Genomic DNA, 21,321 nt, shown 5'->3' on the forward strand with positions numbered 1-21,321 from the left:
ATTACCATAACGTAAAAACAGAGATATTATTTCGTAGATGTCTCTCATCTATGAAACAATATCTCTGTAAACTACATTTTTATTCTTCTTAATACAATACCACTTTTCCAATAATATCACTTTTCATAACAGGCCCATAATTTCGGCTATCTATGCTTGCCTTATAATTATCGCCTATAATAAAGTATTGATCATCTTCCAAATTATACTCTTGCTCTAAATTAGGTTCACATTCATATGGTTGTAACTCAATTCCATTTTTTAGAATTTTTCCATCGTGAAATGTTATCACATCTCCTCCTTTGGCCAAGATTCTTTTTACGCAAACGCCATATTCATTAGTGTTCACAGTAATAATCTCTCCAACTTCATAGTCATCACAACTCTTATATACCAGTGTTATTTGACCATCTTTTAATGTAGGAGACATTGATTGCCCGCTTATAATTGTAATTTTAAACAAAAGTATAAAAACGATTATAATGACTATTTGTATGCTCCCTATAAGCAAATATGTCTTTTTGCGCATGATGCTACACAGGAATCGTGAGTAACTACAATTACTGTTTTTCCCTCCTCATTAAATTTTTCTAATACCTTTAAAACATAGTCTCTGTTTACTTCATCCAAACTTCCTGTTGGCTCATCTGCTAAAATAATTTTAGGTGATTTGACTATTATTTTTGCCAATGCTACTCTTTGTTGCTCGCCACCGCTTAATGTATAAATTTTTCTCTTTTCATATCCAGCCAGCCCCACTTGACTTAAAGCATTAGAAATCAGTTCACGCTTCTCAGACTTCCGTATCTTTACGATAGATTATTGCGTCTAATATTTACTGCTGCCCTGGAAGAAAACTTTAAATTCCTATGTCCGCATATTTTAACACTTCCACTGGTTGGGTTGTCTAGCAATCCTATAATATTGAGAATTGTTGTTTTTCCTTTCCCGCTTGGGCCAGTAATTGACACGTAATCTCCCTCATTTATTTCCAATGTAAACTTATCCAACACAACATGGTCACCATAATTTTTACAAATCTCTTTCAGTTCTATAATTGCCATCACTCTGCTCCTTTCAACACTTCATGCAAGTTTTTCATTGTATATTTCTTACATAGTATAATCGTACAGATAATATCTAAAACTAATGTAAAAACTGGAATATATCCATTAATCGTCATATTTACCATTTTCCCAATGACGTAAATTGCCAGCATACTTACTATATAATTAACAAATGTAAGAACAAAGTGCTTTTGCATACATAATTCCAGTGTATATCCTTCAAATAGTCTACAAGCCAGACGATCCCGGTAATTTTCACAATATAATTTCCCAGTAAATATTATCAAACATAGCAATCCTATTGATAATATCAATGTCTGCGAACCATATAAAATCAACATCTGAAATTGCTGATCTAAAATCTCGTTAAAATTAGAAGAGATATACGGTGTCTGTGGTGTGACTTTATCAATGCCAGTTTTCTTCAGTATAGGCTGCAATTCCAAATACGGATCATCTGTCTTCGTTTTAAGGAAGTAACTTCCTTTTGAACAATAACTTTTAATAAATATTCCACTCATGAGTTCATCAGGTAACGCAAGAATAACCGGTGATTCTATTCGTCCAAAATTCCCTGTTCCTACTCTGGCATTGTATGAATATATTTCTAAAATCGCATCATCATATAAAATAACATTTGCTTCCAAAGAATATGCCTCACTAGCGAATGCCTCATATTTCTCAGTCTCTTTCTGTTTTGTTAATGGCAGCAATACATTTAATTTATCTTTATTAAAAGAATCCGCCATTATTTGATTTCCATCTACATCGTAAACCGGATTAAACAGCAAATAGTTGTAATTAATAGATACATAGTCCTGTCCATACTGTTCACACAGCGTTGATCCTGTAGTTATATTATATTCATAGTTACTTGCATCAATCAGAATTCCATTATGCTCCCGTCAATTCAACGATCAAAAATGAGCCAATAAAATTAACCCCACAGACTTTTATCTCATCAAGAAGAATGCTTTTTAAAGTATATCCATCCATCTTTTTTATTACATTTCTTTTTCCATTTGCAAGCACATAAAACACCATACTCATTATTAACAGAAATATAGGAATAAAGGAAAACAATAAGACCGGCATTTTCCCAGACAGAAATACATTTGTGTTAATTATTACATGATATCCCAGTTGGCTTATTATCCCTGCACTTTCGCTACACACATCATTTTTCACATAGTATGTGCATGATGATAGATCGTATTTTGCGGCATCTGCCCAATTATAAAACGAAATATCTTGAAACACAGAAGATACATACAATGGATATACCTCATACCCCATAGGGGTCAGCGTAGAAATACATTCCTCTTCACTAATCTGAAAGTCCGATTTCAAACTGGCACCATGTATAAAATTATTTGTATGATTTGTTTTAAAGTATATATAATGCGGTTTCTTACCAGTAACATCAACATACCTATACATAATATCCGCATTATTTTCTCCTAGTGCTTTATCTATATCTTCCAAAAATTTTTCATTTGTAATATCTTCAGGCTTTTCTATCGTAATAGTCTGTTTGTCATTTTCAATGGTCTCAAGTGCATTATATGAAAAATTTATACAAGACAAAACCGCAAGCACTGAAAATAAGATAATAAAACTCATTGTCATTAACTTTTTCATTGTTGCCCTCCTGTTTCTATTGGTATCTATAATATCATACCTAAAATATAACCGTCTCAAAATAATATCGAAGTTGTGTGTCAGGCAACTTTTACAATACTAAAGCCAAACCACACTATGCGGCAAAAGGGATGGTGCTAGCCGTCCATCCCTTTTCTCCGCTAAGACAATATTAAAGTACATCCCACCATACTCTGGTTGTTCCTACACCATATGCGGTTGCCTGCGCTGTGCCACCAGGATTTTTCACGTCTACAACAACGCTTCCCGTTCCAACCTGTGCTGAAGCTGAATGTGTCGCTGTTCTGTGATAATAGGAAGATGATGCATAAACTCCCGGAACGCTGCTCCAAGACCATTCACCGCCACCTACACTTGCATTTCCGGATGCAGCAGCGGCCACACCTGTCCCTAACGTAGCAATGGTAAGCAGACCCATTGCCAAAAAAGATGCCATGTTGTACTTGATTTTCTTAATACTCATAAATTTTTTCCTCCTTCGTTTTTATTTATAAAAAGCTATCCGACGTCATAATAGCCCTTTAACAATTTAAAAGCAGACTTAACTATGTATTTCTTACATGCATAAAACCACTTTTTGCATTTTCTTCTATTATTTTCATTTCATCCTTTAATTCCTGGGGAATCTTAGGATCGTACATACATTTTCCAACAGAATGCTCTCCTAATTTGATTACCCAATTTCCTAATATTACTTTAAATTCATTTTTCATTTTGGCTCCTCCCTGTATTCTTTATAATGTGATTATACTTGAAGAATCTCAATTATTGCGAAAAGCGAATAAAACATATTCTTCGAAGAAAAACCGTCTAACGTATTTATTGCAACATATTTGTTTTGTGTTCTCTGGGATAATATTTTTACCCTTCTTTGGGACACTTTTATTATTCCGATTTCGTCTTTACAGAACTCTTACAGATATTATCTATTATATATTGCATTATATATATTGCTTTTGGCTATTATCTGTCCTCTTATAGAGAAATTACTACGCTACTTGATCACAAAACTACATGCAGGTATTTCCAAACAACTCCTTATATTAATTGCGACCAATTTAATTATATGTTTATTTATTTTCTTGTTTAATATTGTTATAGGTGAATATATCGGCTATAATCGTCAGATCATTACATTTAACTGCATTTTATTCGGATGTTACTTCATCATAAATACTGTTCTGATCGTCAACATTATCAAAGCTCATATAGTCCAAATGGATTTGGACATGCGCCAGGATGCCTATGACCAACTGCAGGACTATACAAATCAGATAGAAAATATGTATTCTTCACTACGCTCGTTCAAACACGATTATTTAAACATAATGCTTTCTATGTCTGGATATATTGAGACTGGGGATATAGATGGACTACAAAAGTATTTTGACAAAGAAATTATTCCACTAAACAATAAATTATCCAAAAACACATCACATATGAACCAGTTAATGAATATAAAAATCACAGAATTAAAAAGTATTATTTCTGCCAAACTGTTATATGCCATGGAGCTCAACATCAATGTAAACATAGAAGTTACAGAAGAAATATCTGAAATTTCAATGGACACTGTTGACTTGGCACGTATCTTGGGTGTTTTTCTTGATAACGCAATAGAAGCTACACTTGAAACCGAAGTACCTTCTATTCAATTTGCCGTTATCAATTTAGATAATGAATATACATTCATTATCTAAAACACGTTCCATGACAGCGGAATACCGTTTGCAACACTGCGCCAACCCACCATCTCCACAAAAGGTCCTAACAGGGGGATTGGATTATATAATGCTCACGAAATCGTTTCAAAATACAGTTACGTTTACTGGGATACTGAGACCACTAATTCACTATTTACACAACGTTTACGAATTCTAAAAAGCAAGTAACCAAAAAACAGGTGCTGCATTCTAACAGCATCTGTTTTTTATTTTATTAGGCAATATTGATATTGTTTCAAACGTCACCGCAACTAATAATCTGTTCGTAAGCATCAACCACCTGCTCCGTAACCGCTTTTCTGAAATCCGCATCCTTAAAACCAAAGAATGCTCTCATAATCCAGATATTTCGGCATCTCCAGATAAAGGCTTCCTTTGGCAGACTGTTTCAGCGCAATGCTCTTGGCACAGAATGCCCCGTCAAATGTAATGCTCACAAATCCTCTTAACCTGCTGTCCTCTTTGTCCACTTTATAAACTCTGATACTATAATCCATAAAAAAATCTCCTTTCTGGTCTTCCAATAATAAAAAAGATGCCAGTCCCGGCACCTGTAACCTATCTTGTGGCCGCTGCGATCTGCGGCGCTGCCACACTTTCATCCGGTACGTTGTCAATAACCTCATTTTCCTCTTTGATCTCCAACTGGCTATTGATCTCTGTCTGCCGTTTCAGTTTCTCCTTTAGCAGATCTTCATACTGGAATTCTTTTTCATATTCTATTTTTGCGTTTTCCATTTCCGTGTGATAATCAGCAATCTTCTGCCGGATTTCCTCCGCCTCTTTATCCAGTCCATTTATGGTATTCTCCAGACGGACGATATTTACGGAATCGCTTTTTTTCAGTTCCACCTTATACAGCCCGCTTCCTTTCGCATACAGGGTTGCTCCCTCGGAATTTTTATTGAGGGCGATCTCCAATCCCTTATAAGTGCCAATGGAAAGCTCTTCATAAAGAATGGTATGTTCTATAATGGCCCGGAGAAATTCCCCAGCCTCCTTAAGTTCTGTAAATTTCCGGTCCTTCAGGACGATCTCAAACAACGGATTCTTTTCCATTTCTACATTCCTGGTACGGATATCTCCCTCCAGCTTCTCCAGTTCCTTCTTTCTGGCCGCAATCCGCTGTGGATACTGGACGGTAAACGCATCCTGCAGAAGATACCTTTTCCCTTCATAAGCGGATTTTAAGACACGGAGCCTCGTTACCTCGTTGTCAACCTCCAGCTTTTCCAGGATTAAAGGGTTTCCCGAGGCTACCGCCTTGATCTCCGCAAAATTCAGAACGGTTTCGTCCACATCTTCACAATCCCTTGCCAGTTCCCAAAGATATGCATCAAAGGAGTTTTTCGTCACATACCGGTAGACACTTACCTCTTCATTTTTGTTTCCATGCCGAAGCCCCCTGCCTTCACGCTGTTCTATGGCCGAAGGCTTCCAGGGACAGTCGATATGATGCAGGGCAACAATCCTGTCCTGGATGTTGGTCCCGGTCCCCAGTTTATCCGTGCTTCCAAGAATGATCCTCTTTCTTCCGCTGCGCAGATCAGAAAACATCTGGTCCCTCTGCTCATCTGTTTTGGCATCGTGTATAAAGCAGATCTCTTCCTCCGGCACTCCTTTTAATACCAGTTCCTGCTTGATATAATCATATACCGTAAATAGTTTTCCATTTCCCGGTGTCCCGATGTCGGAAAAGATGATCTGCGTTCCTTTTATCTCCATAGCATCGGTATATTCCTGGTAAATATTCCTTACTGCCTTATTCAGTTTGGAATCTTCATCCACCGGGGCATCAAATCCAGAAGCCTCGGGTCTGTCCCCAAAAGCCTTGCTTCCCCGGTAATCTTCAGCATATTATCTGTCCGTGGGTCTACCATGCCGTTATGGATAGCCTCCGCACGGCTTACCATTTCCTCCATGCGTGAACGCACATAGTCAGACGCCTCCGATTCTACAATGATGTACTTCCCGCCTTTCAGCTTCGGTTTTGGGATATCCAGCATTTCCGGCAGGATAATGTCCGCCACCTCTTTAAACATCATCATCAGTTCCGGCAGGTTCACAAATTTATTGAACCGGGTCCGCATCCGGTAACCGGTACCTTCCGGGGCCAGCTCCAATGCGGTTGTCACTTCTCCGAAGTTGGAAGCCCAGGCGTCAAAATTATAAATATTTTTCATCCTGAGCCGTGCTTCCTGTAAGAACACCTGCATGACATACAGCTCCGTCATGGAATTTGATATCGGTGTACCTGTTGCCATGACCACGCCCATTCCATGGTTGATCTCATTGATATATTGTACTTTCATGCGCATATCCATAGCCCTCTGGGAACCATTGGAGCCAATGCCGGCAATGTTGCTCATCTTTGTAAAAATTTCAAGGTTTTTGAACTGATGCGCTTCATCCACAAAAAGCGCATTTACCCCAAGTTCCTCAAAGCATACCACATGGTCCTTGATCTCCTCGTTGTTCATGCGCTCGATCTTATCCAGAAGCTGCTGCTTTTTTGTCTCCATCTGTTTTACGGACCAGTTTTTGCCTTCCTTCCTTTTTGCTGCATCAATCGCGTATACCAATTGCTGCACCTGTTTTTCTATCATTGCCTCCTGGCGCTCATTTGATACCGGAATCCTCTGGAACTGGGTATGCCCCACGATCACGCAGTCATAATCCCCTGTCGCGATCCGGGCAGTCAGCCGCCTCCTGTTTTCCTTCTGAAAATCCTCTTTTTTTGCGATCAGTATCTTCGCATTGGGAAATGTCCGGATAAATTCCGCTCCCATCTGGTAAGTCAAATGGTTCGGTACCGTGATCATCGGCTTGGTTGCGATCCCCAGCCGGCGCATTTCCATACAGGCACAAATCATCTCGATACTTTTTCCGGCTCCCACCGCATGGGCTAACAGGGTATTCCCGCCCGATGATAAGATTCTCACCACTGCGTTTTTCTGATAAGGCCGAAGCTCGATCAGTGGGCTTAACCCCGGAAGCTGCAGGTAGGAACCGTCATATTCCCTCAGACGGATGCAGTTAAAGGTCTGGTTATAATAATCCACATATTTTTTCCTCCTCTCCGGGTCTTTAAAAATCCAATTCCGGAACTCCTCTTTTAACTGGTCTGCCTTATCCCGGGCAAGCATTGTCTCTTTTTTATTGATCACATACCGGACCTTATCCCCATCCTCAATGCGGTCACGCACTGCGATCACACGGCCATTCATGATCTCTTCCGCAAGCGTGTAGGCATCTATACGGCTGGTTCCAAAGGTCTGCTGCGCAAGAATGGTATTCCACACAATTTGTTTGTTTTCGATATGGTAGGACATATCCATTTCAAGTCTCTCCACAGTCACGGCAAGCCGCAGCGGAGCTCTTCCCCTCTGGTATTTTTCCGGTGTCTGTAAAGTTTCATAAAGGAATTTTTCATAATCCTGCGTGTCAATCCAGGTAGTCCCCAGTTTCACTGATATCTCCGGTGCGGTCAGGTCCTTTGGCTGCACCCTCTCCAGTGCTTCCACATTTTGAGCGATAGCCATAGAACTTCCCACAAATTCCCGTGCCGCTGCTTTTCTTACTGCGTCATGGTAAGGGTTCGCCGGCACTTCAAAAGCCCCGTTCTCCACCATCTGCTGAAGCTCCCCGGAAGGAAATTCCAGTTCTTCTTTCTCCAAAAGCAGCACATACGCATTTTGCAGCTTTACAAACCAGGAAAGCATCTGGTACATTTTCTGCTGCTTTTTGATCGTTTCCAAATCCTCACTGTAAGGAATCCGGTCTTCCTCTGCCAGATGAGCGGTCAGGTCCCCAATTTCCTCCCAGTCAAACTGGATATTGGTAAATTCTTCCTCCGGGTCGTCTGCTCGCGAAATGTTCACGCCATCTTCCTGAATCTGAAATTCGTAAAACTCGTTGTCCAGGCGCGCCGCATGGTAGGATTGCGGTACTTCCCCATACTGCGTCAGCACATTTTTCAGAAACGCCGCTTTTTCTTCCCCGGTCAGGTTCGTACTGTAAATCCGGCAAATCATCTGGTTCAGGACATCCACACTGCTCTTGTGTCCATAAAATGCTTCCCCGATATCCAGGATTTTTACTTTTAACTGCTCCAGTTCATCCGTTTTCTCTTCTACGGCCTCCGGCTCACGTTCCGTATCCTCCACATACGCTTCGGTGTCCTCTTCATCTATTGCTGCGTCAGAAATGGATTCCAGCGGAAGGTAATTCCTTTCACGGATCAGGTTTTCGATACTTTCGCATACATCCTCCCAGGGCCAGTACCCTTCATACATGGAATCTTCCTGTGCCCAAAGCAGATAAAAACCGTCACGCCCGCCTTCATAAGACAGGAAGCTTTCTTTTGATTCCTTCCGTACCTCATCATCCCCATAAACCTCATGCAGATATTCCCCGCGTTCTTCACTATCCGGATTGTTGGCAAAAAACAGATACACCGCCTGTTTTGTTTCGTCATCTGTCATTTCCAGCAGGATGATCCGTTTCATTTCTTCCGTGACTTCCCCCGGCTGGATATCAGACAAAGCAAAAGGAACCGCCAAAGCGGTTCCCTCTTCCTGTTTCTGTTCCTCCTGCGGCATATCTTCCTGCTGCTGTGTTTTTGTTATCTCATCTGATGAATGACTTCCCTGATCACTTCTTCCTCGGCTTCCATCTCTGCCTGTGTTCGCAGGCCCGTCATTTTCATGGTATCGTATGGATTCACGTTGTCCTGTGCCATCCATGCCTGTACCAGTTTCTCCGCGATCTCTTCGTGCAGCGTTTCCGCCTGCTCCTGTACTTCCTGCATTTTCGGAAGAAGCATTCCCGACAGCAGCATCATCCCGTACCGGTCCGGATCGTTCTCCTGCAGGTCTCTGGCTGCCATCCTGCCGTACTTGCCCAGTGTTGCCATTACCGTTTCCTCGCTCATGGTCCCCTCCAATACGGGATATTGAAGGCCGTCCACTTCCCTGTACTGAATTCCTGTAATCCCTGCCATAATATGCACTCCTTTCCAAGTCAATGGTTTTCATGGTTTTTGATATTTCAAATAATACTTTTCCTGATAAATGGGAGACCAGCCGCCCCGCCCGGTATAGGATTTCTTCATTCTGGTACCGGCTGATAAGAGAAAAATCCAGTTCCCCGTCTGTAACACCGCACCTGCTTTCCACCGCATAAAGCGCGCTGTCCACAATGAACCTAGTAATCTCCATTTCCTCCAGTTCTGCCTCGGCACCGGTAAGTACCTTAAGCCTTTGCAGCGTTTTGGAAATTCCATCCTCTTCCCTTATCATAAACCAAACATACGTTCTTGTAAAGGTGTTTAGGGAATTTTTAAATTTTTTTTCTTTTTCGTAGATTTCCGGGAATAACATCTTCGCCAGCTTCCTCCGGTTCGTGCCGTTGACCGTCCAATTCCACGGACGCACACCCGGCCCTTTTGTGTCGGAAACGTCAAATACATGGGTCACATTTTCCCCAAACAGTTTTGACGGAAAAATTGCGATTCCCCTGCTTCCCCTCATGACAGGAAGGTTTAGTTCCATCCATTCATCAAACCCGGCAAGGACCGTAGCATCCGGCCTCTGCGCATATACCATACAGGTATTTAAGTAGTCCAACTGGTACAGCCTTCCCATACATTCCAGAAACTCCCTCCAGTTTTCCTCAGACTCGGAGATCATCGTAACTGTACGCTCATATAAGTCCTTTACTTTTGTGATGTGTTCCATACATCCCCTCCTCTCTATCTGTGCATGTGCGGCATTCCCATCTCAAACAGGCTTATCTGCCCGCCCTTTTCTTCCACTGGAATGTGTTTCTGTTTCTCTTCCTTTAAGAGCATTTCTCCAATCCGCACACGGCAGTCCCGGAAGCTCTCCATATACATTTCGGGATATTTAAAGTGCCGGCGCAGTGTGAGAAAATCCTTATGTTCCAATGCGTATTTAAGCCCCTTTGCGTAACCAATCACATTATCTATACTGCTGTGTTTGATGGTCTCCCGTGAGAGGGAATCCCTAACCTGACACAGATACTGATAATTTTCATCCGCCAGATACTGCCGGTATCTCTGGATTCCTCCATACCACAGGGCTTTTGGCCGCGCCATATAGTTTTCCGGAACTTCCGGGGGAAGGGGCCGGAAATACTCTTCCGGCATTTCCCCGCCTGCCTTTTCCAGTTCCTTTTTATCATACACGATCCGTCCTCTTGCCCCGTTAATGCCCGTCCCATCCGGATAGCCGGGGTCACTCCAGCCTTCCTTCCACCTCGTAAACCAGCATTCGTAATCTTTTTTTAACTCTTCTGCGTAATCTGCCGTATTTCCTTTTCTTCCCATGTTTTTTCCTACCTGTTCTGTTCCCGCGTGTGCGGAACTTCCCGGCACTTAAACTCATGGTCAAAAAAATCATCCGCTTCAAGAACGATCTCCCCCGCTCGGTATCTTGCTTCTACCATATCCTGTGCTTCTTCTTCACTGGCCGCCCGCTGCCTTACCTTGCGCTGCAGGATTTCCCGTATTGTAACCTCATACTCTTTTTCTTCCATAATGCCTCCTTTACTGCCCTAAACTGGGCCTTCCATATAAACCAACATTTGTTGGAATAAACGGGTCGTTTACTACACCCCTTGCCGTATTTGCTGCATGGACCATCCTGCCGTTTCCGATATAGATCGCCACATGGGAGATATTGAGGAACTCCCCATTATTCTCATAAGAATAGAAAATAAGGTCTCCCGGCTCCAGCATATACTCCGTTACTTCCAGTCCATGATCCACAATATATTTTCCCTGGGTAGATGCAGTAGCTGGAAGCGTAATACCAAATTCCGCATAGCATCTCTGTACCAGGGAACTGCAGTCATAGAATCCTTCCTCATATCTCCTTTCCTGGCTGTACTGGCAGCCGACTTTGGTAAGGGCAAGATTCGCAACATCACTTCCCACTCCAAAGGACGGGATCTCACTGCGGAATTCCTCACTCATTGCTTCACGCAGGAGCTCTTCCTGCTCCTCCGTTAATTTTCCAAGTGCGATGTAGTCCTCGTAATCCATGTTTTTCACATAACTGCCTCTTCTTGTAATGGATATGGTATTTTCATCCCCGTCAGCCAGAAACGCCTCCATTGTCTGGTGTCCCCAGTTGGTAGCTGTCCCGTGGTCATCAAAGTAAATATCAAACTGCACACCATACTGGTCAAAGTTTCCAGTGTCTTCTACTACATATTCTGTCCCATTCATAATGATCTTCGTCCCCATCGGCACAAAGGGATTGGATGCATCCACCGCAAGAGTATGGTTTGCTGTCGGCATGACGCCGGAAGCCGTAGGACCGCCGGACCAGACACCGCAGCAGATCGGACAGGAGCAGTAGGCGCTTGTGACTACATTCCCCAAAGACTGTCCCGCCTGGATCGTAGTTGTTACCGTAGTATCTTCAAAGCTGTTCATCTCGTCAAAGATTTCTTTCAGCAGGCGCTTATGTTCCTCGTCCATCACAATCCCCAAATCCCCGGTACCATACTGCACCATATAGACCATTAAGGTATCCATATAGTTGCTCACATAATTCCCATCCTTCTCATGCAGATAAGAGATCGCCCCATTTTCCCCGGCATTTGCCGAAACGCTCTGGTTAAATTCCATATAATATCCGCCCAATACCTCCTGTATGGACGGTGTTTCATCGGACGGATTTTCCATAAACGCCCCTAAAGGGGAACAGTAAAGAAGCATAACGATCAACACTACCGGGAATGCTGCCATAAACAGAATCCCGAACAGGGGAGCGAGCAGCGCCCCGATAAATTTCACAACCTGAACCATGACAAAAGACGCCTTCATCCGGACAATATCTTTTGCCGTCTGAAGGAGGCTGTCCTGTTCTCCGGAACCGGTCAGCTTATTAATGATGTACTGTATCTTCCGCTGGCGTACTGCCTGTTTATTCTGCTTCTCTACAATGCCCTTTTTCTTCTTTTGCAGTTCCTTCCGAAGCTGTTTGTTGGAAATCTTCTGGTCCGCCTGCTTTATTTTCAATTTCTCTTCTGCTTGCGCATATTTTCTTTTTTCTCCTATGCTGCTAAACGGACGGTTGGCCGCTGTCATAACCGAAAGTGCTTCATTAGCTTCCTCCCCGCCCTCCAACTGGGTAAGGATTGCTTTGCCTCCCTGTTTTACACCCTTTATCGCTATTTCATTTTTTCCGGGATGTATTTTCGGGGTCTCTGAAAGGGACTTTACCTTTTTCCTTCTTTTGAAGTTCTCTTTTGCTTCCCCATTTGTCAGAGCACCTGCCTTCTGCATGGTTTCAGAGCTTACCGGGACAGCCTTCGCCCCTGCAGGCGGGGATTTCTCCCTGCCCGACAAAGGTATGTTGTGGTTCGCCGGATTCCTGGCATCCGTTTTCTTCGTGGCTGCTGCAGCATTCTTTTGATATGCCGGCAGGCTGCTCTTTCCGTCCCTTCCGGTTCTCTTTTGCGCTCCCGCGTCCCGGGCTTTATTTCCAGCCTGGGATTCTGCCAGAGGATTTTTTTCTCCCAGATTTTTTCCTTCCGGTTTCTTATTTCCAAAGAAGTCCGAACTGTCTTTTACATGAAAGGACGTCCGGTCTTCCGCTCTGGCAGATATGAGATTTTTCTTATGTATGGATACCTCCGCTTCCTTCTTAATTTTTACTTCCGGGGTTTTCTCTTTTACGATCTTAATATCCATAGCCCGCCTCCTTCACAAGCTCCACCTTGTACCAGAGGCTTCCGAACAGATATCCGCAGATCTCTCTTCCTTCCCTTTTTGCCAATTTCTCCGGCAGACAATAGCCCGGTTTCTTCGTTTTTCCTATTTCCCGGTAAGCATCTGACAAATCCCCCAGAAATTCCACATAATCGTCCTCTGTCAGTATATACTGGCTGCTGAATATAACCTCCTCCAGCATATCTTTTTCGATCAGCTTGTCGATATCCTCCGGTGACAGGGGTGGCCCAAGCCGGTCATAGGCTTTTTCCTTTAAAAAAGAAAACTGATAAAATTCCCTCTGCTCCGGCAGGAGTTTCTGGACCATTTTCCCGTAAAACAAAAAAATGGCATCCGCAGTCAGCAATGCAGATACCGTCTGTTCTTCACTTTTTCTCCTGGATTCCTCTTCCGATTCATACATCTCCGGTTCCGGAAGCTGTACCGCCAGTTCCCATGCATCGTATTGCAGTCCATAGGAAATCCTGTATTTTCCCCTGATGCTTCTCACCTCCCTACTACACTGAAAAACCGTCAGTAATACACTTCATTGGTCTCTTCATTGAACTGTAATTTATACTGTCCCGGAATGGTATCATCCTCCATCCACCACCGGAATACGCTTTCTGCGTCAACCCATCCCCCGGTTGAATCATCTTTTCCCTCCAGTTTCTGTACAAGGAGCATCTTTTCAAACGCCCTTTTGTATGCACGTTCATAGGTCGGAAAAAGGGCAAATTCCCGGTACCGGTGTTTGCCTGCCATCGGGCAGCCGATACATCCGACTCTGTAAAATCCCATTTCATAAAGGGGATTGATTGGAATTTTCTCAGACTGGATGTAATCCCATACGTCCCGGTCACTCCAGTCCACAATCGGATTACAGATATGTTTGCTCCGAACCCGGCAGGATTCAAATAACTGTCTCCTGTTATCATTATCGTTGTTCAAAATCAGCTTTTTTGTCTGGTCTCTGTCAAAGGCTTCATAAATGCCTCTGCCAGCTTTCCTCTTCCGGCTCTCGGCCCATCGAACACCTGTAGTAATAAACCGCCCGACTCCGCTCCCTTCCTTTAGTACCTCACAGCAGTACCGCGCAAGGCGGGTAGGCGGGATTTTCTTTTGTGGGATCAGGCTCCACATGGTAACTCGTTTCCCCTTATAATAAGGATATTGAATTTCACATGGAATGCCTGCTGCCTCTGCAACGCGAAAACGCTCCCGGATATACAAAATCGTCTGGGGAGCGTCTGCTGTAGTTAAATTGTGTATGATCTCATAGGGAACGCCGGAACGTCTGACAAGCTCCCGGCATACCGCACTATCTTTTCCCCCGCTGTCTGTAACCAGCAGCGGTTTTCCATAATGGTTCAGCGCCATTTCGCTGGCAGCCTGAATCCGTTTGATCGCTGTTCTCTCTAAATCCAATCGAAAAGGAGTGAAGATATCTTTTACCCGGCCGGAACTCCGCCTCCTTTCTCCATTTGGTTATCTTTTTTTCACACTTGGTTCATATCCATTCTTCGCATATTCCTCTACGGTCATGCCATACTTTTTCGCTTCTGCCTCAATCTCCTGCATAACCTGCTCCCGGTATGTTTTTTTCTCTTTTGTCTCTTCATAATCTTTAATATCCGGCATCTTCGGAAGTGTGCCGCCCTGAGACAACGCCCGCCGGCTTTCTTCTATGAATGCAGCTAAATCCCTCTGGTATCCGCACCTTACTTCCTGTCTATCTGTCGCTATGGGAATTTTTTCACTGATATTCTGCTCTTCTTTTAAGGCTTCCTCTATGGCATAGAGATTGCAGTAATATTTTAAAAACGGAAGCAATTCATCACGCGTATATTCACAGGCTTCTTTTAGGGACCTGGCAGCTTCCCCCTTCATTGCTTCCAACATCTGCTCTCCCTCCTCCGTTTCCAGATAGTATTTTGAGAATGTCTCGATATGGTTCAGAAGGCTTCCCTCCCCATCCCCAAAATCCTGCCTTCCTTCATAAGTAGAACGTTCTCCTTCCATCTGATAATAGATGATAAACGCGGTCTTATCATAGCCACCTTCCCCTTTTTTCCTGTTATTCTCTACACGCTCCTGATCTAATTTACCAAACAACGGGTCTGCCTCCTCTATCGGTATATCATCCCTCTCTTCCATGCCTGCTGATTCACTGAAACGGATATAAATAAACGGGGATAATGCTGCCGGCCACTGGATATCTGCGTTTTCAAGCAGACCGCGAATCTCCCTAACTTCTGCCCCCACTTCCGGGAATTGTTCTAAATTGCCAGTATTCAGCCAGTCCAGGTACTCCTTTTTCCCATGTTCCGTGAGTATCTGCATGGTAATTTTCTTCTCCTGAACAGCGGCATCCGGGTAAAAGTGATCGTAAGAATCCATATCCAGTTTCCGCTGCAGGTCATTGATCTTCTTTGCCAGCTCCGCAGCGTCCACCACAATCTCCGCCTTTTTCAGCAGCCCCTTCGTGTCCACTACCGTAATATCCGTTCCTAAAGCAGCCAGTTCCCTTGCAGCTTCCATAACCTGAGGATATTTTTCGATTCCATACATCATTTGCAAAGAATCAACATCCAGCGTCTGCCACGTAAGGAGCTGGTATTCCGACGTATATTCCCTCTCGTTTGGATCGTGTATATGAATACCGATCCCTTTTCCGGCATTCAACCGGTCCGAGGGAATCTTATCGTAATATTCCAATGCTTCTTTTATGGTCGGAATATCCTCCATGTACTCCCCATACCGCAAAAACTCCATACATTCCGCTACAAAATAAGTGACCTGAACACCGTTGGCGGCATTCTCGCCCATCTTAGCAGTTTCCACACATCTGCCTCCTTTCATTTTTTACAACAAAAAAAGTGTACCGACCCCCAAAAGTTAGACCTATAATCTAATGATTGGAGGTCGGTATTTTTATGGCTAAATATAGCTATGAGTTCAAGAAGCAAGTCGTTGATGCTTACTTATGTGGAGAAGGTGGCTACACATTACTTGCTGAAAAGTATGGTATTAAAAACAGACATCAAGTTTTAAATTGGGTTCATTATTATGAGCAATTCGGTGACGAAGGATTGTTGAAATCCCGTAAAAATGAGAATTACTCTTTCGAGTTTAAACTTCATGTGGTAGAGTTGTATTTATCAAGTGAGTTGTCGTATCAGGAAGTTGCTCTGTCTTCCGGCATCAATAATAATGCGATTGTTTGCAAATGGGTGAATGAGTATCGTGTTGCCGGACCTGATGCGTTAAGACCACGTAAGAAAGGTCGTAAGAAGACATTGGAGACATCAACTGATAAAAACAAAGTACTTCCTGACAATCCTGTATCCGTCGATACAAGTACAGAACACGTAAAAGAACTTGAAGATGAACTTCTCAAGCTAAAAATAGAGAACGCATTTTTAAAAGAACTGAGGAGGCTGCGTTTAGAGGACGAGGCAAAAACGAGAGAATTGCAAGAGTCATCCACAGCCTCCGAGGAGAATTCCGATTAAAAGTTCTGCTCTCGTATTCCGGTATGCCAAAAGCAACCTATATGTATTGGCAAAAAAGATTTGATAGAGTAAATCCGGATAAAGAAATTGAAAATAAAATCATGGAAATCCATGAGAATAACAAGGATTATGGTTATCGACGTATGTATGGAGAACTTCGAAATCAAGGAATGCTGATAAACAAGAAGAAGGTTCAACGCATTATGCAGAAGCTAAATCTTCAAGTCCTATCGTATACTAGAAAAAGCCGTAAATATAGTTCTTATAAAGGGAATGTAGGGACTGTTGCGCCTAATAGAATTCGAAGAAGATTTCACACACATATACCACATCAAAAAATAACGACAGACACCACAGAGTTCAAATACTATGAAGTGGACGCGAAAGGGCACATGACGATGCACAAGCTGTATCTGGATCCGTTCATGGACATGTGTAATGGAGAAATTATAAGTTACGGAATTGCTAAACGACCAACTGCTGCAAATGTGATGAATGCGTTAAATAAAGCGATTGAAATAACTTCTGATTGTCCTTATCGCAGGACTTTTCATTCAGATCGGGGATGGGCATACCAAATGGGGGTATACTTGCATCGTCTTAAAGAGGAGCGTATTTACCAAAGCATGTCGCGAAAAGGCAACTGCTATGACAATTCTGTTATGGAAAACTTCTTTGGTCTGCTAAAGCAGGAGATATACTATGGTGCTGTTTATTACAGTTTCGAAGAGTTAAAATCAGGAATAGAAAGATTCATCAAGTATTACAATGAGCAGAGGATTAAAGAAAAACTAGGATGGATGAGTCCTGTACAATACAGGCTCAGCCTCTTGGCTGCATAAAAATAGCGAGGCAGCCGAAACTGTCTCGCTAATAAAGTCTAACTTTTAGGGGTCACCTCATACACAGCGGTAATGCTTTGTTTTTAGGGAACTCTGTTAAGTTTCCTATCTATCCAATATTAAATTACTTTTTAAAATGGTTTCTGATCGTACATTATGCAAGAATGGGTTCTTGTCTTCTATAGTATTCATCCAAAAGATACTCCGCACTCTCCGACCACATAAGGGATTCCTCATTCTGCAAAAGCTCATATACCTCGGACGAAGAAAACAAAAAATAGCACTCATCAAAGGTCTTATTTTCTTTTTCGGCCATCAGTTCAACAACAGAACAGATCTTTTCGTAAACATCCAACGTAATGTCAATTCCATGATAAGTATACTTACTACCCAACCTGATACCTCCTTATCAGTTTTAAACAGCTCACTGCCTGTTCCGTATGAAACGTTACCTGGTCATTTGCTTTTGAAAAGCGCAGCCGGCTGATAGCCTCTTCCGCTGTATATATTCCCTGCACAAACCGGTTTACTGTTACCATTGTATCGTCATTTGCAACCGGTCCGATCATAATATCATAATCATGCTGAATGCCTCCATTCTTCCGATTGTCTCTTACCATCTCCAGCCACTCTGTCGTCAGTCCCTCATACTTATGCACTGACAAATCATCTGGTATTTCTACCTCATACACATAGACATATGCAGATTTACTTTTGTTCCGTATCTTTTTGCTTCTCGCCCAGCTCTCAGCCTGCGCCGCAATCGTGTTGTATAAAAGCCGCACCCAAAATCACGCCCGCCTATAGATTTATGAAGGTCAATATCCTGGAAAATACAGTCCGTACCATGATAAACAGTCAATTTTATCATAATGCCGCCCCCTGTAAAACCGATTCAGCAAAATTTGCCCCTTCTCCCAAATCCATCATATGCAGCACCTCGTGTTGAGAACGGAGCAAATCAGCAATATCATACCGCTCAAAAAGAGACAAAACCTCTTTAACAGACATATGATGACGTAACCCATATTCTTCAACTGCTGCGACTACAATAAGGTTCGCTTCTCTTTCTTCCTGTCTGCTCATTTATTCATTCTCCTTTCCTGTAAGAATTCATAGGATTTACCCGGTTTATGCGTTGCTCCATAAGACAATCCCCTCGTTTACCAAATTCTGATAGTAAGGCATTACGTCTTTCCATTTTAGGAAATTACCATAATCAATATCAATTACAGAAAATACTTTATCATATTTCAAATTCATATCAACAATGAATTCAGAAAGCATATCTTCCGTTTCCTTATTTAAAGTATCCTTGATTAAAAGCGCAACATCCACATCCGACTCATCTGTATTTGTTTTCCTTGCTACAGAACCATAAAGTACAATCTGTACGACTAAAGGCTTCATAATTACGAGGATTCCATTTACCAGTTCATCCAAAATGATCCTATCCATAAATTTACCTCTTCTATGTCTACCCTATTTAAAAATACTTTTTCTTTATTATACCCATAAACAGCAATCCAGTCAATGTAACCTTTTTTGCGTGTTTTTTGCGATTTACCTCCGTCCAGTTCTATCTGCCCGATAATTAATTCCCTGCTCTGACACTATCCCAATAGATTCTGTCGAAGGAAGCACCAGACCGTTTTCCCGGAAACTGTAATAACTGCCATCCCCTACGATTACATGGTCTTCTACCGGTATGCGCATCAGATTGCCTCATTCAACTAATTGTTTTGTGACTTTAATGTCACAATCGCTTGGCACCGGAAGGATGATTGTGCAGAAGTATAATACCGGCAGCGTTTGACAGGATCGCCGACTTAAATACTTCACGTGGATGAACCAGAGAGAGATTCAGTGTTCCCATGCTTACAATATTCATATTGATTACCTGTCCTTTCGTCCTCAGATTTAGAATGCAAAATAACTCCCGGTCATACTTTTGCAAATGTTCTCCCATTACCTCTATCACATCCCGCGAAGTTTTTATTAGTTTTTCGCTAAGAAGCGGCGGCTCATCCACCAAACGGATGCTGACAACCTCCAATTCATGTGCGTTCTTCATCCTTTTCCTTTTCCAACGAAATCTCCAGGCTTACTCCGTCCGGCAGGAATTCCATTAATAAGAATAACTGATTCAGTGTCATTGCAATTTCTTTCTGTTCTTCCATCCGTTCCCCCTTATTATCTCGACTCTAATGCACGGTTTTGTGCTGTCAATGCCATATTGGAGGATTCACGCATTTCCTTCAGGATTTCCTGTACCGAAGCAATCTTCTCTTCTCCCTTCCGCTCAGCTTCCTTTTGTAAATGCACCACGTGGGCTTTTGCCACAAGAAGTTTCTGCCCCATGCCTGCGATCAGTTTTTTACAGTATCTCATGCTGTTTTCAATCTTTGCCAAAATCCCTTTGGAACGGTCTCTCTCGGCAGGAATAGCAACAGGCCTGCCCGCTGCCACATTCCCTATATTTTTCATATGCCCTTTCATTTCGTGCAGCTCGTCCGCCATCCGGTCAACCTTTTCAATCTTCCGCTCCATAACTGTCACAGCGTTATTCAAATGCTGCTCCACACTACTTAACCCATCGTAAATATGTGCCGCATCCAGGATATTGTCAAGCGCCTGGATGCCTTTCTTTTTACATACTGCCGCTGCATTCCTGACCTGCCCGGCAATATCCTTTTTCACTCTGTCAAGCCGCTGACATGCCATTTTCACGGAATCCATCATCTCTTCCTGTACTTTTTGAAGTTTTGCCTTCATGGTTGCATCCTGCATATCCTTTATCTGCTGTTTAAGAAATTGTATTTCTTCCATTGCATCAGATAAATCTTCCTGCAGCTCTTCTACACAGGCAATCAGTTGCTCCACATCCTCCGCAGTCCCTTCTCTGCTGTTTTCCCGCATCGTATCAAAAAATTCCTTTAAGTGTTCCTGTTCTCCCAATGGCACAAACAAATTTGACTCCAGCTTTACCACTCCCATATACATAAACAGCCGCCAGTTTCATCCACTGGCGGCACCTGCAGTTACAAATTTCAATGAAATAAAAAGATGCCAAACACCGCTGCTGGCACCCTTTTTACTCTATAGTATCTTCCCGTATTTTTTCTTTATCCAGGCGTTTTTTCATGTGCTTTTTCCTCCGCCTGTAATATGACACGATCTCCCCATAAGGAATCCATATTTCTGCATCTTCAATCTTTGCCATCACAGAATTCAGAATTTCCCTATCTGCCTCTTTGTCCGGTTCCCTTCCTGTCCGCAGGCACGCTTCCCTGTATGCCATGTAAAGCCATTCTGCTATCCTGCTTTTCTGTCGTTCCTTTAAATCAGAAAACTGCTTATCCATCTGAAGAAGCCTTCCATTCACACGCTTATGGTTCTTTCTGGACATTCCATATCCAACTGCCGATACTACCTTTTCTGCCTCTTCCAAAAATTCCACATTCCAAGTCATTCGATTTCAACATCCTCCGCTTCTTCAAGCTCTTCCTCGGTAATTCCCAATTCATCAAGGACTATATTCCACGGAATCACTGCTTGTTGGCTGTTTGCCTCAATCCTGCTGTTGGCCTCAAGAAGCAGCAAGTACGGAACCAGTCAAAGATTTTCGCTGCTTTTCCCCTGTTAAACCGCGAAATCGGAACCAACCTCTGTAAAATATTCCTCCTGTTCGGCATCATCGGCACCTCCTGCTCCTTTTCTTTATTGTACTCAGAACTTACAGACATATCAACAAGGAATATGAAAATT

General features: G+C 42.7%; 27 protein-coding genes and 1 pseudogene. 2 read left to right on the plus strand and 26 right to left on the minus strand.

What is annotated here, in order from left to right:
• Positions 1-88 precede the first annotated feature (88 nt).
• The 7 genes from lepB to A4V09_RS24290 all read right to left on the minus strand — a co-directional run bounded on the left by lepB (position 89) and on the right by A4V09_RS24290 (position 3,442).
• Entirely contained in the window at positions 89-529 is a 441-nt protein-coding gene (gene lepB, locus A4V09_RS08340) for a signal peptidase I (protein WP_084043487.1), read from the minus strand.
• The gene (locus A4V09_RS26965; protein WP_084043488.1) at positions 502-816 is read right to left on the minus strand and encodes an ATP-binding cassette domain-containing protein; all 315 of its coding nucleotides are present in this window, start codon (positions 814-816) and stop codon (positions 502-504) included. Before A4V09_RS26965 ends, lepB begins: the two co-directional genes overlap by 28 nt.
• Entirely contained in the window at positions 810-1,064 is a 255-nt protein-coding gene (locus A4V09_RS25965) for an ATP-binding cassette domain-containing protein (RefSeq protein WP_084043489.1), read from the minus strand. The genes A4V09_RS26965 and A4V09_RS25965 overlap by 7 nt, the downstream gene beginning before the upstream one ends.
• On the minus strand, positions 1,064-1,816 hold the full coding sequence (locus A4V09_RS08355; RefSeq protein WP_065541942.1) for a bacteriocin-associated integral membrane family protein: 753 nt from the start codon (positions 1,814-1,816) through the stop codon (positions 1,064-1,066). The genes A4V09_RS25965 and A4V09_RS08355 overlap by 1 nt, the downstream gene beginning before the upstream one ends.
• A 145-nt stretch (positions 1,817-1,961) precedes the next feature.
• A complete protein-coding gene (locus A4V09_RS08360; RefSeq protein ID WP_065541943.1) occupies positions 1,962-2,708 on the minus strand; it encodes a hypothetical protein in 747 nt (248 codons plus the stop codon).
• Positions 2,709-2,880: 172 nt separating this feature from the next.
• Positions 2,881-3,192, minus strand: coding sequence for a M73 family metallopeptidase (locus A4V09_RS08365; RefSeq protein WP_065541944.1), 312 nt, complete (start codon positions 3,190-3,192; stop codon positions 2,881-2,883).
• An 82-nt stretch (positions 3,193-3,274) separates the two neighbouring features.
• Positions 3,275-3,442, minus strand: a complete 168-nt coding sequence (locus A4V09_RS24290; RefSeq protein WP_157123477.1) for a hypothetical protein — start codon at positions 3,440-3,442, stop codon at positions 3,275-3,277.
• A gap of 504 nt (positions 3,443-3,946) precedes the next feature.
• Here A4V09_RS24290 and A4V09_RS26745 point away from each other — a divergent pair.
• Positions 3,947-4,429: a GHKL domain-containing protein gene (locus A4V09_RS26745; protein ID WP_162291105.1), complete on the plus strand. Its 483-nt coding sequence runs from the start codon at positions 3,947-3,949 to the stop codon at positions 4,427-4,429.
• Positions 4,430-4,767: 338 nt separating this feature from the next.
• On the opposite strand, the gene A4V09_RS24870 is transcribed toward A4V09_RS26745, so the two are convergent.
• The 9 genes from A4V09_RS24870 to A4V09_RS08420 form a co-directional block, all read right to left on the minus strand.
• A complete protein-coding gene (locus tag A4V09_RS24870) occupies positions 4,768-4,950 on the minus strand; it encodes a septation protein SpoVG family protein (protein WP_157766922.1) in 183 nt (60 codons plus the stop codon).
• A 61-nt stretch (positions 4,951-5,011) separates the two neighbouring features.
• On the minus strand, positions 5,012-6,178 hold the full coding sequence (locus A4V09_RS08380) for a helicase-related protein (RefSeq protein WP_157123478.1): 1,167 nt from the start codon (positions 6,176-6,178) through the stop codon (positions 5,012-5,014).
• Positions 6,179-6,219: 41 nt separating this feature from the next.
• The gene (locus A4V09_RS08385) at positions 6,220-10,191 is read right to left on the minus strand and encodes a helicase-like domain-containing protein (protein WP_065541948.1); all 3,972 of its coding nucleotides are present in this window, start codon (positions 10,189-10,191) and stop codon (positions 6,220-6,222) included.
• Between the two features lie 14 nt (positions 10,192-10,205).
• Positions 10,206-10,802: a hypothetical protein gene (locus A4V09_RS08395; protein WP_065541949.1), complete on the minus strand. Its 597-nt coding sequence runs from the start codon at positions 10,800-10,802 to the stop codon at positions 10,206-10,208.
• An 8-nt stretch (positions 10,803-10,810) separates the two neighbouring features.
• Entirely contained in the window at positions 10,811-11,011 is a 201-nt protein-coding gene (locus tag A4V09_RS08400) for a DpnD/PcfM family protein (RefSeq protein WP_065541950.1), read from the minus strand.
• Positions 11,012-11,021: 10 nt separating this feature from the next.
• Complete coding sequence (locus tag A4V09_RS08405) at positions 11,022-13,178, minus strand: NlpC/P60 family protein (protein ID WP_065541951.1); 2,157 nt, start codon at positions 13,176-13,178, stop codon at positions 11,022-11,024.
• Entirely contained in the window at positions 13,168-13,707 is a 540-nt protein-coding gene (locus tag A4V09_RS08410) for a hypothetical protein (RefSeq protein ID WP_065541952.1), read from the minus strand. Before A4V09_RS08410 ends, A4V09_RS08405 begins: the two co-directional genes overlap by 11 nt.
• Before the next feature lie 23 nt (positions 13,708-13,730).
• Complete coding sequence (locus tag A4V09_RS08415) at positions 13,731-14,576, minus strand: phosphoadenosine phosphosulfate reductase family protein (RefSeq protein ID WP_084043494.1); 846 nt, start codon at positions 14,574-14,576, stop codon at positions 13,731-13,733.
• A gap of 108 nt (positions 14,577-14,684) precedes the next feature.
• The gene (locus tag A4V09_RS08420; protein WP_065541954.1) at positions 14,685-16,040 is read right to left on the minus strand and encodes an LPD25 domain-containing protein; all 1,356 of its coding nucleotides are present in this window, start codon (positions 16,038-16,040) and stop codon (positions 14,685-14,687) included.
• Between the two features lie 92 nt (positions 16,041-16,132).
• Between A4V09_RS08420 and A4V09_RS08425 the strand changes: the two genes are divergently transcribed.
• Positions 16,133-17,553, plus strand: a protein-coding gene (locus tag A4V09_RS08425) for an IS3 family transposase (RefSeq protein ID WP_242964028.1) whose coding sequence is annotated in 2 segments (ribosomal slippage) — positions 16,133-16,619 and positions 16,619-17,553 — 1,422 coding nt in all. Because the reading frame shifts where the segments join, the coding sequence is not laid out codon by codon here.
• Positions 17,554-17,707: 154 nt separating this feature from the next.
• Here A4V09_RS08425 and A4V09_RS08430 read toward each other — a convergent pair.
• The 10 genes and pseudogenes from A4V09_RS08430 to A4V09_RS25725 all read right to left on the minus strand — a co-directional run bounded on the left by A4V09_RS08430 (position 17,708) and on the right by A4V09_RS25725 (position 21,156).
• The gene (locus A4V09_RS08430) at positions 17,708-17,947 is read right to left on the minus strand and encodes a hypothetical protein (protein WP_065541956.1); all 240 of its coding nucleotides are present in this window, start codon (positions 17,945-17,947) and stop codon (positions 17,708-17,710) included.
• Positions 17,940-18,424: pseudogene (locus A4V09_RS24300) on the minus strand (DUF3990 domain-containing protein). The gene A4V09_RS08430 and the pseudogene A4V09_RS24300 overlap by 8 nt, the downstream one beginning before the upstream one ends.
• Positions 18,421-18,639 (minus strand): DUF3791 domain-containing protein, encoded by a 219-nt coding sequence (locus tag A4V09_RS08445; protein ID WP_065541957.1) that lies wholly within the window; start codon positions 18,637-18,639, stop codon positions 18,421-18,423. Before A4V09_RS08445 ends, A4V09_RS24300 begins: the two are co-directional and overlap by 4 nt.
• 45 nt (positions 18,640-18,684) lie before the next feature.
• Positions 18,685-19,011: a nucleotidyltransferase domain-containing protein gene (locus tag A4V09_RS08450; RefSeq protein ID WP_065541958.1), complete on the minus strand. Its 327-nt coding sequence runs from the start codon at positions 19,009-19,011 to the stop codon at positions 18,685-18,687.
• A gap of 105 nt (positions 19,012-19,116) precedes the next feature.
• On the minus strand, positions 19,117-19,269 hold the full coding sequence (locus tag A4V09_RS26755; protein WP_157123479.1) for a JAB domain-containing protein: 153 nt from the start codon (positions 19,267-19,269) through the stop codon (positions 19,117-19,119).
• A gap of 40 nt (positions 19,270-19,309) precedes the next feature.
• Positions 19,310-19,627 carry a JAB domain-containing protein gene (locus tag A4V09_RS25715; protein ID WP_065541959.1) on the minus strand — a complete coding sequence of 106 codons (318 nt, stop codon included), beginning with the start codon at positions 19,625-19,627 and terminating at the stop codon, positions 19,310-19,312.
• Positions 19,611-19,733 (minus strand): hypothetical protein, encoded by a 123-nt coding sequence (locus tag A4V09_RS25720; protein WP_274537193.1) that lies wholly within the window; start codon positions 19,731-19,733, stop codon positions 19,611-19,613. The genes A4V09_RS25715 and A4V09_RS25720 overlap by 17 nt, the downstream gene beginning before the upstream one ends.
• A gap of 13 nt (positions 19,734-19,746) precedes the next feature.
• Complete coding sequence (locus A4V09_RS08460; RefSeq protein WP_065541960.1) at positions 19,747-20,556, minus strand: DUF6674 family protein; 810 nt, start codon at positions 20,554-20,556, stop codon at positions 19,747-19,749.
• A gap of 91 nt (positions 20,557-20,647) precedes the next feature.
• The gene (locus tag A4V09_RS08465; protein ID WP_084043497.1) at positions 20,648-21,025 is read right to left on the minus strand and encodes a hypothetical protein; all 378 of its coding nucleotides are present in this window, start codon (positions 21,023-21,025) and stop codon (positions 20,648-20,650) included.
• Positions 21,022-21,156 (minus strand): hypothetical protein, encoded by a 135-nt coding sequence (locus A4V09_RS25725; RefSeq protein ID WP_274537194.1) that lies wholly within the window; start codon positions 21,154-21,156, stop codon positions 21,022-21,024. The genes A4V09_RS08465 and A4V09_RS25725 overlap by 4 nt, the downstream gene beginning before the upstream one ends.
• Positions 21,157-21,321: the final 165 nt, after the last annotated feature.

Origin of the sequence: Blautia pseudococcoides, from assembly GCF_001689125.2 — a bacterium.
In the GTDB taxonomy this organism is placed as follows: Bacteria; Bacillota; Clostridia; order Lachnospirales; family Lachnospiraceae; genus Blautia; species Blautia pseudococcoides.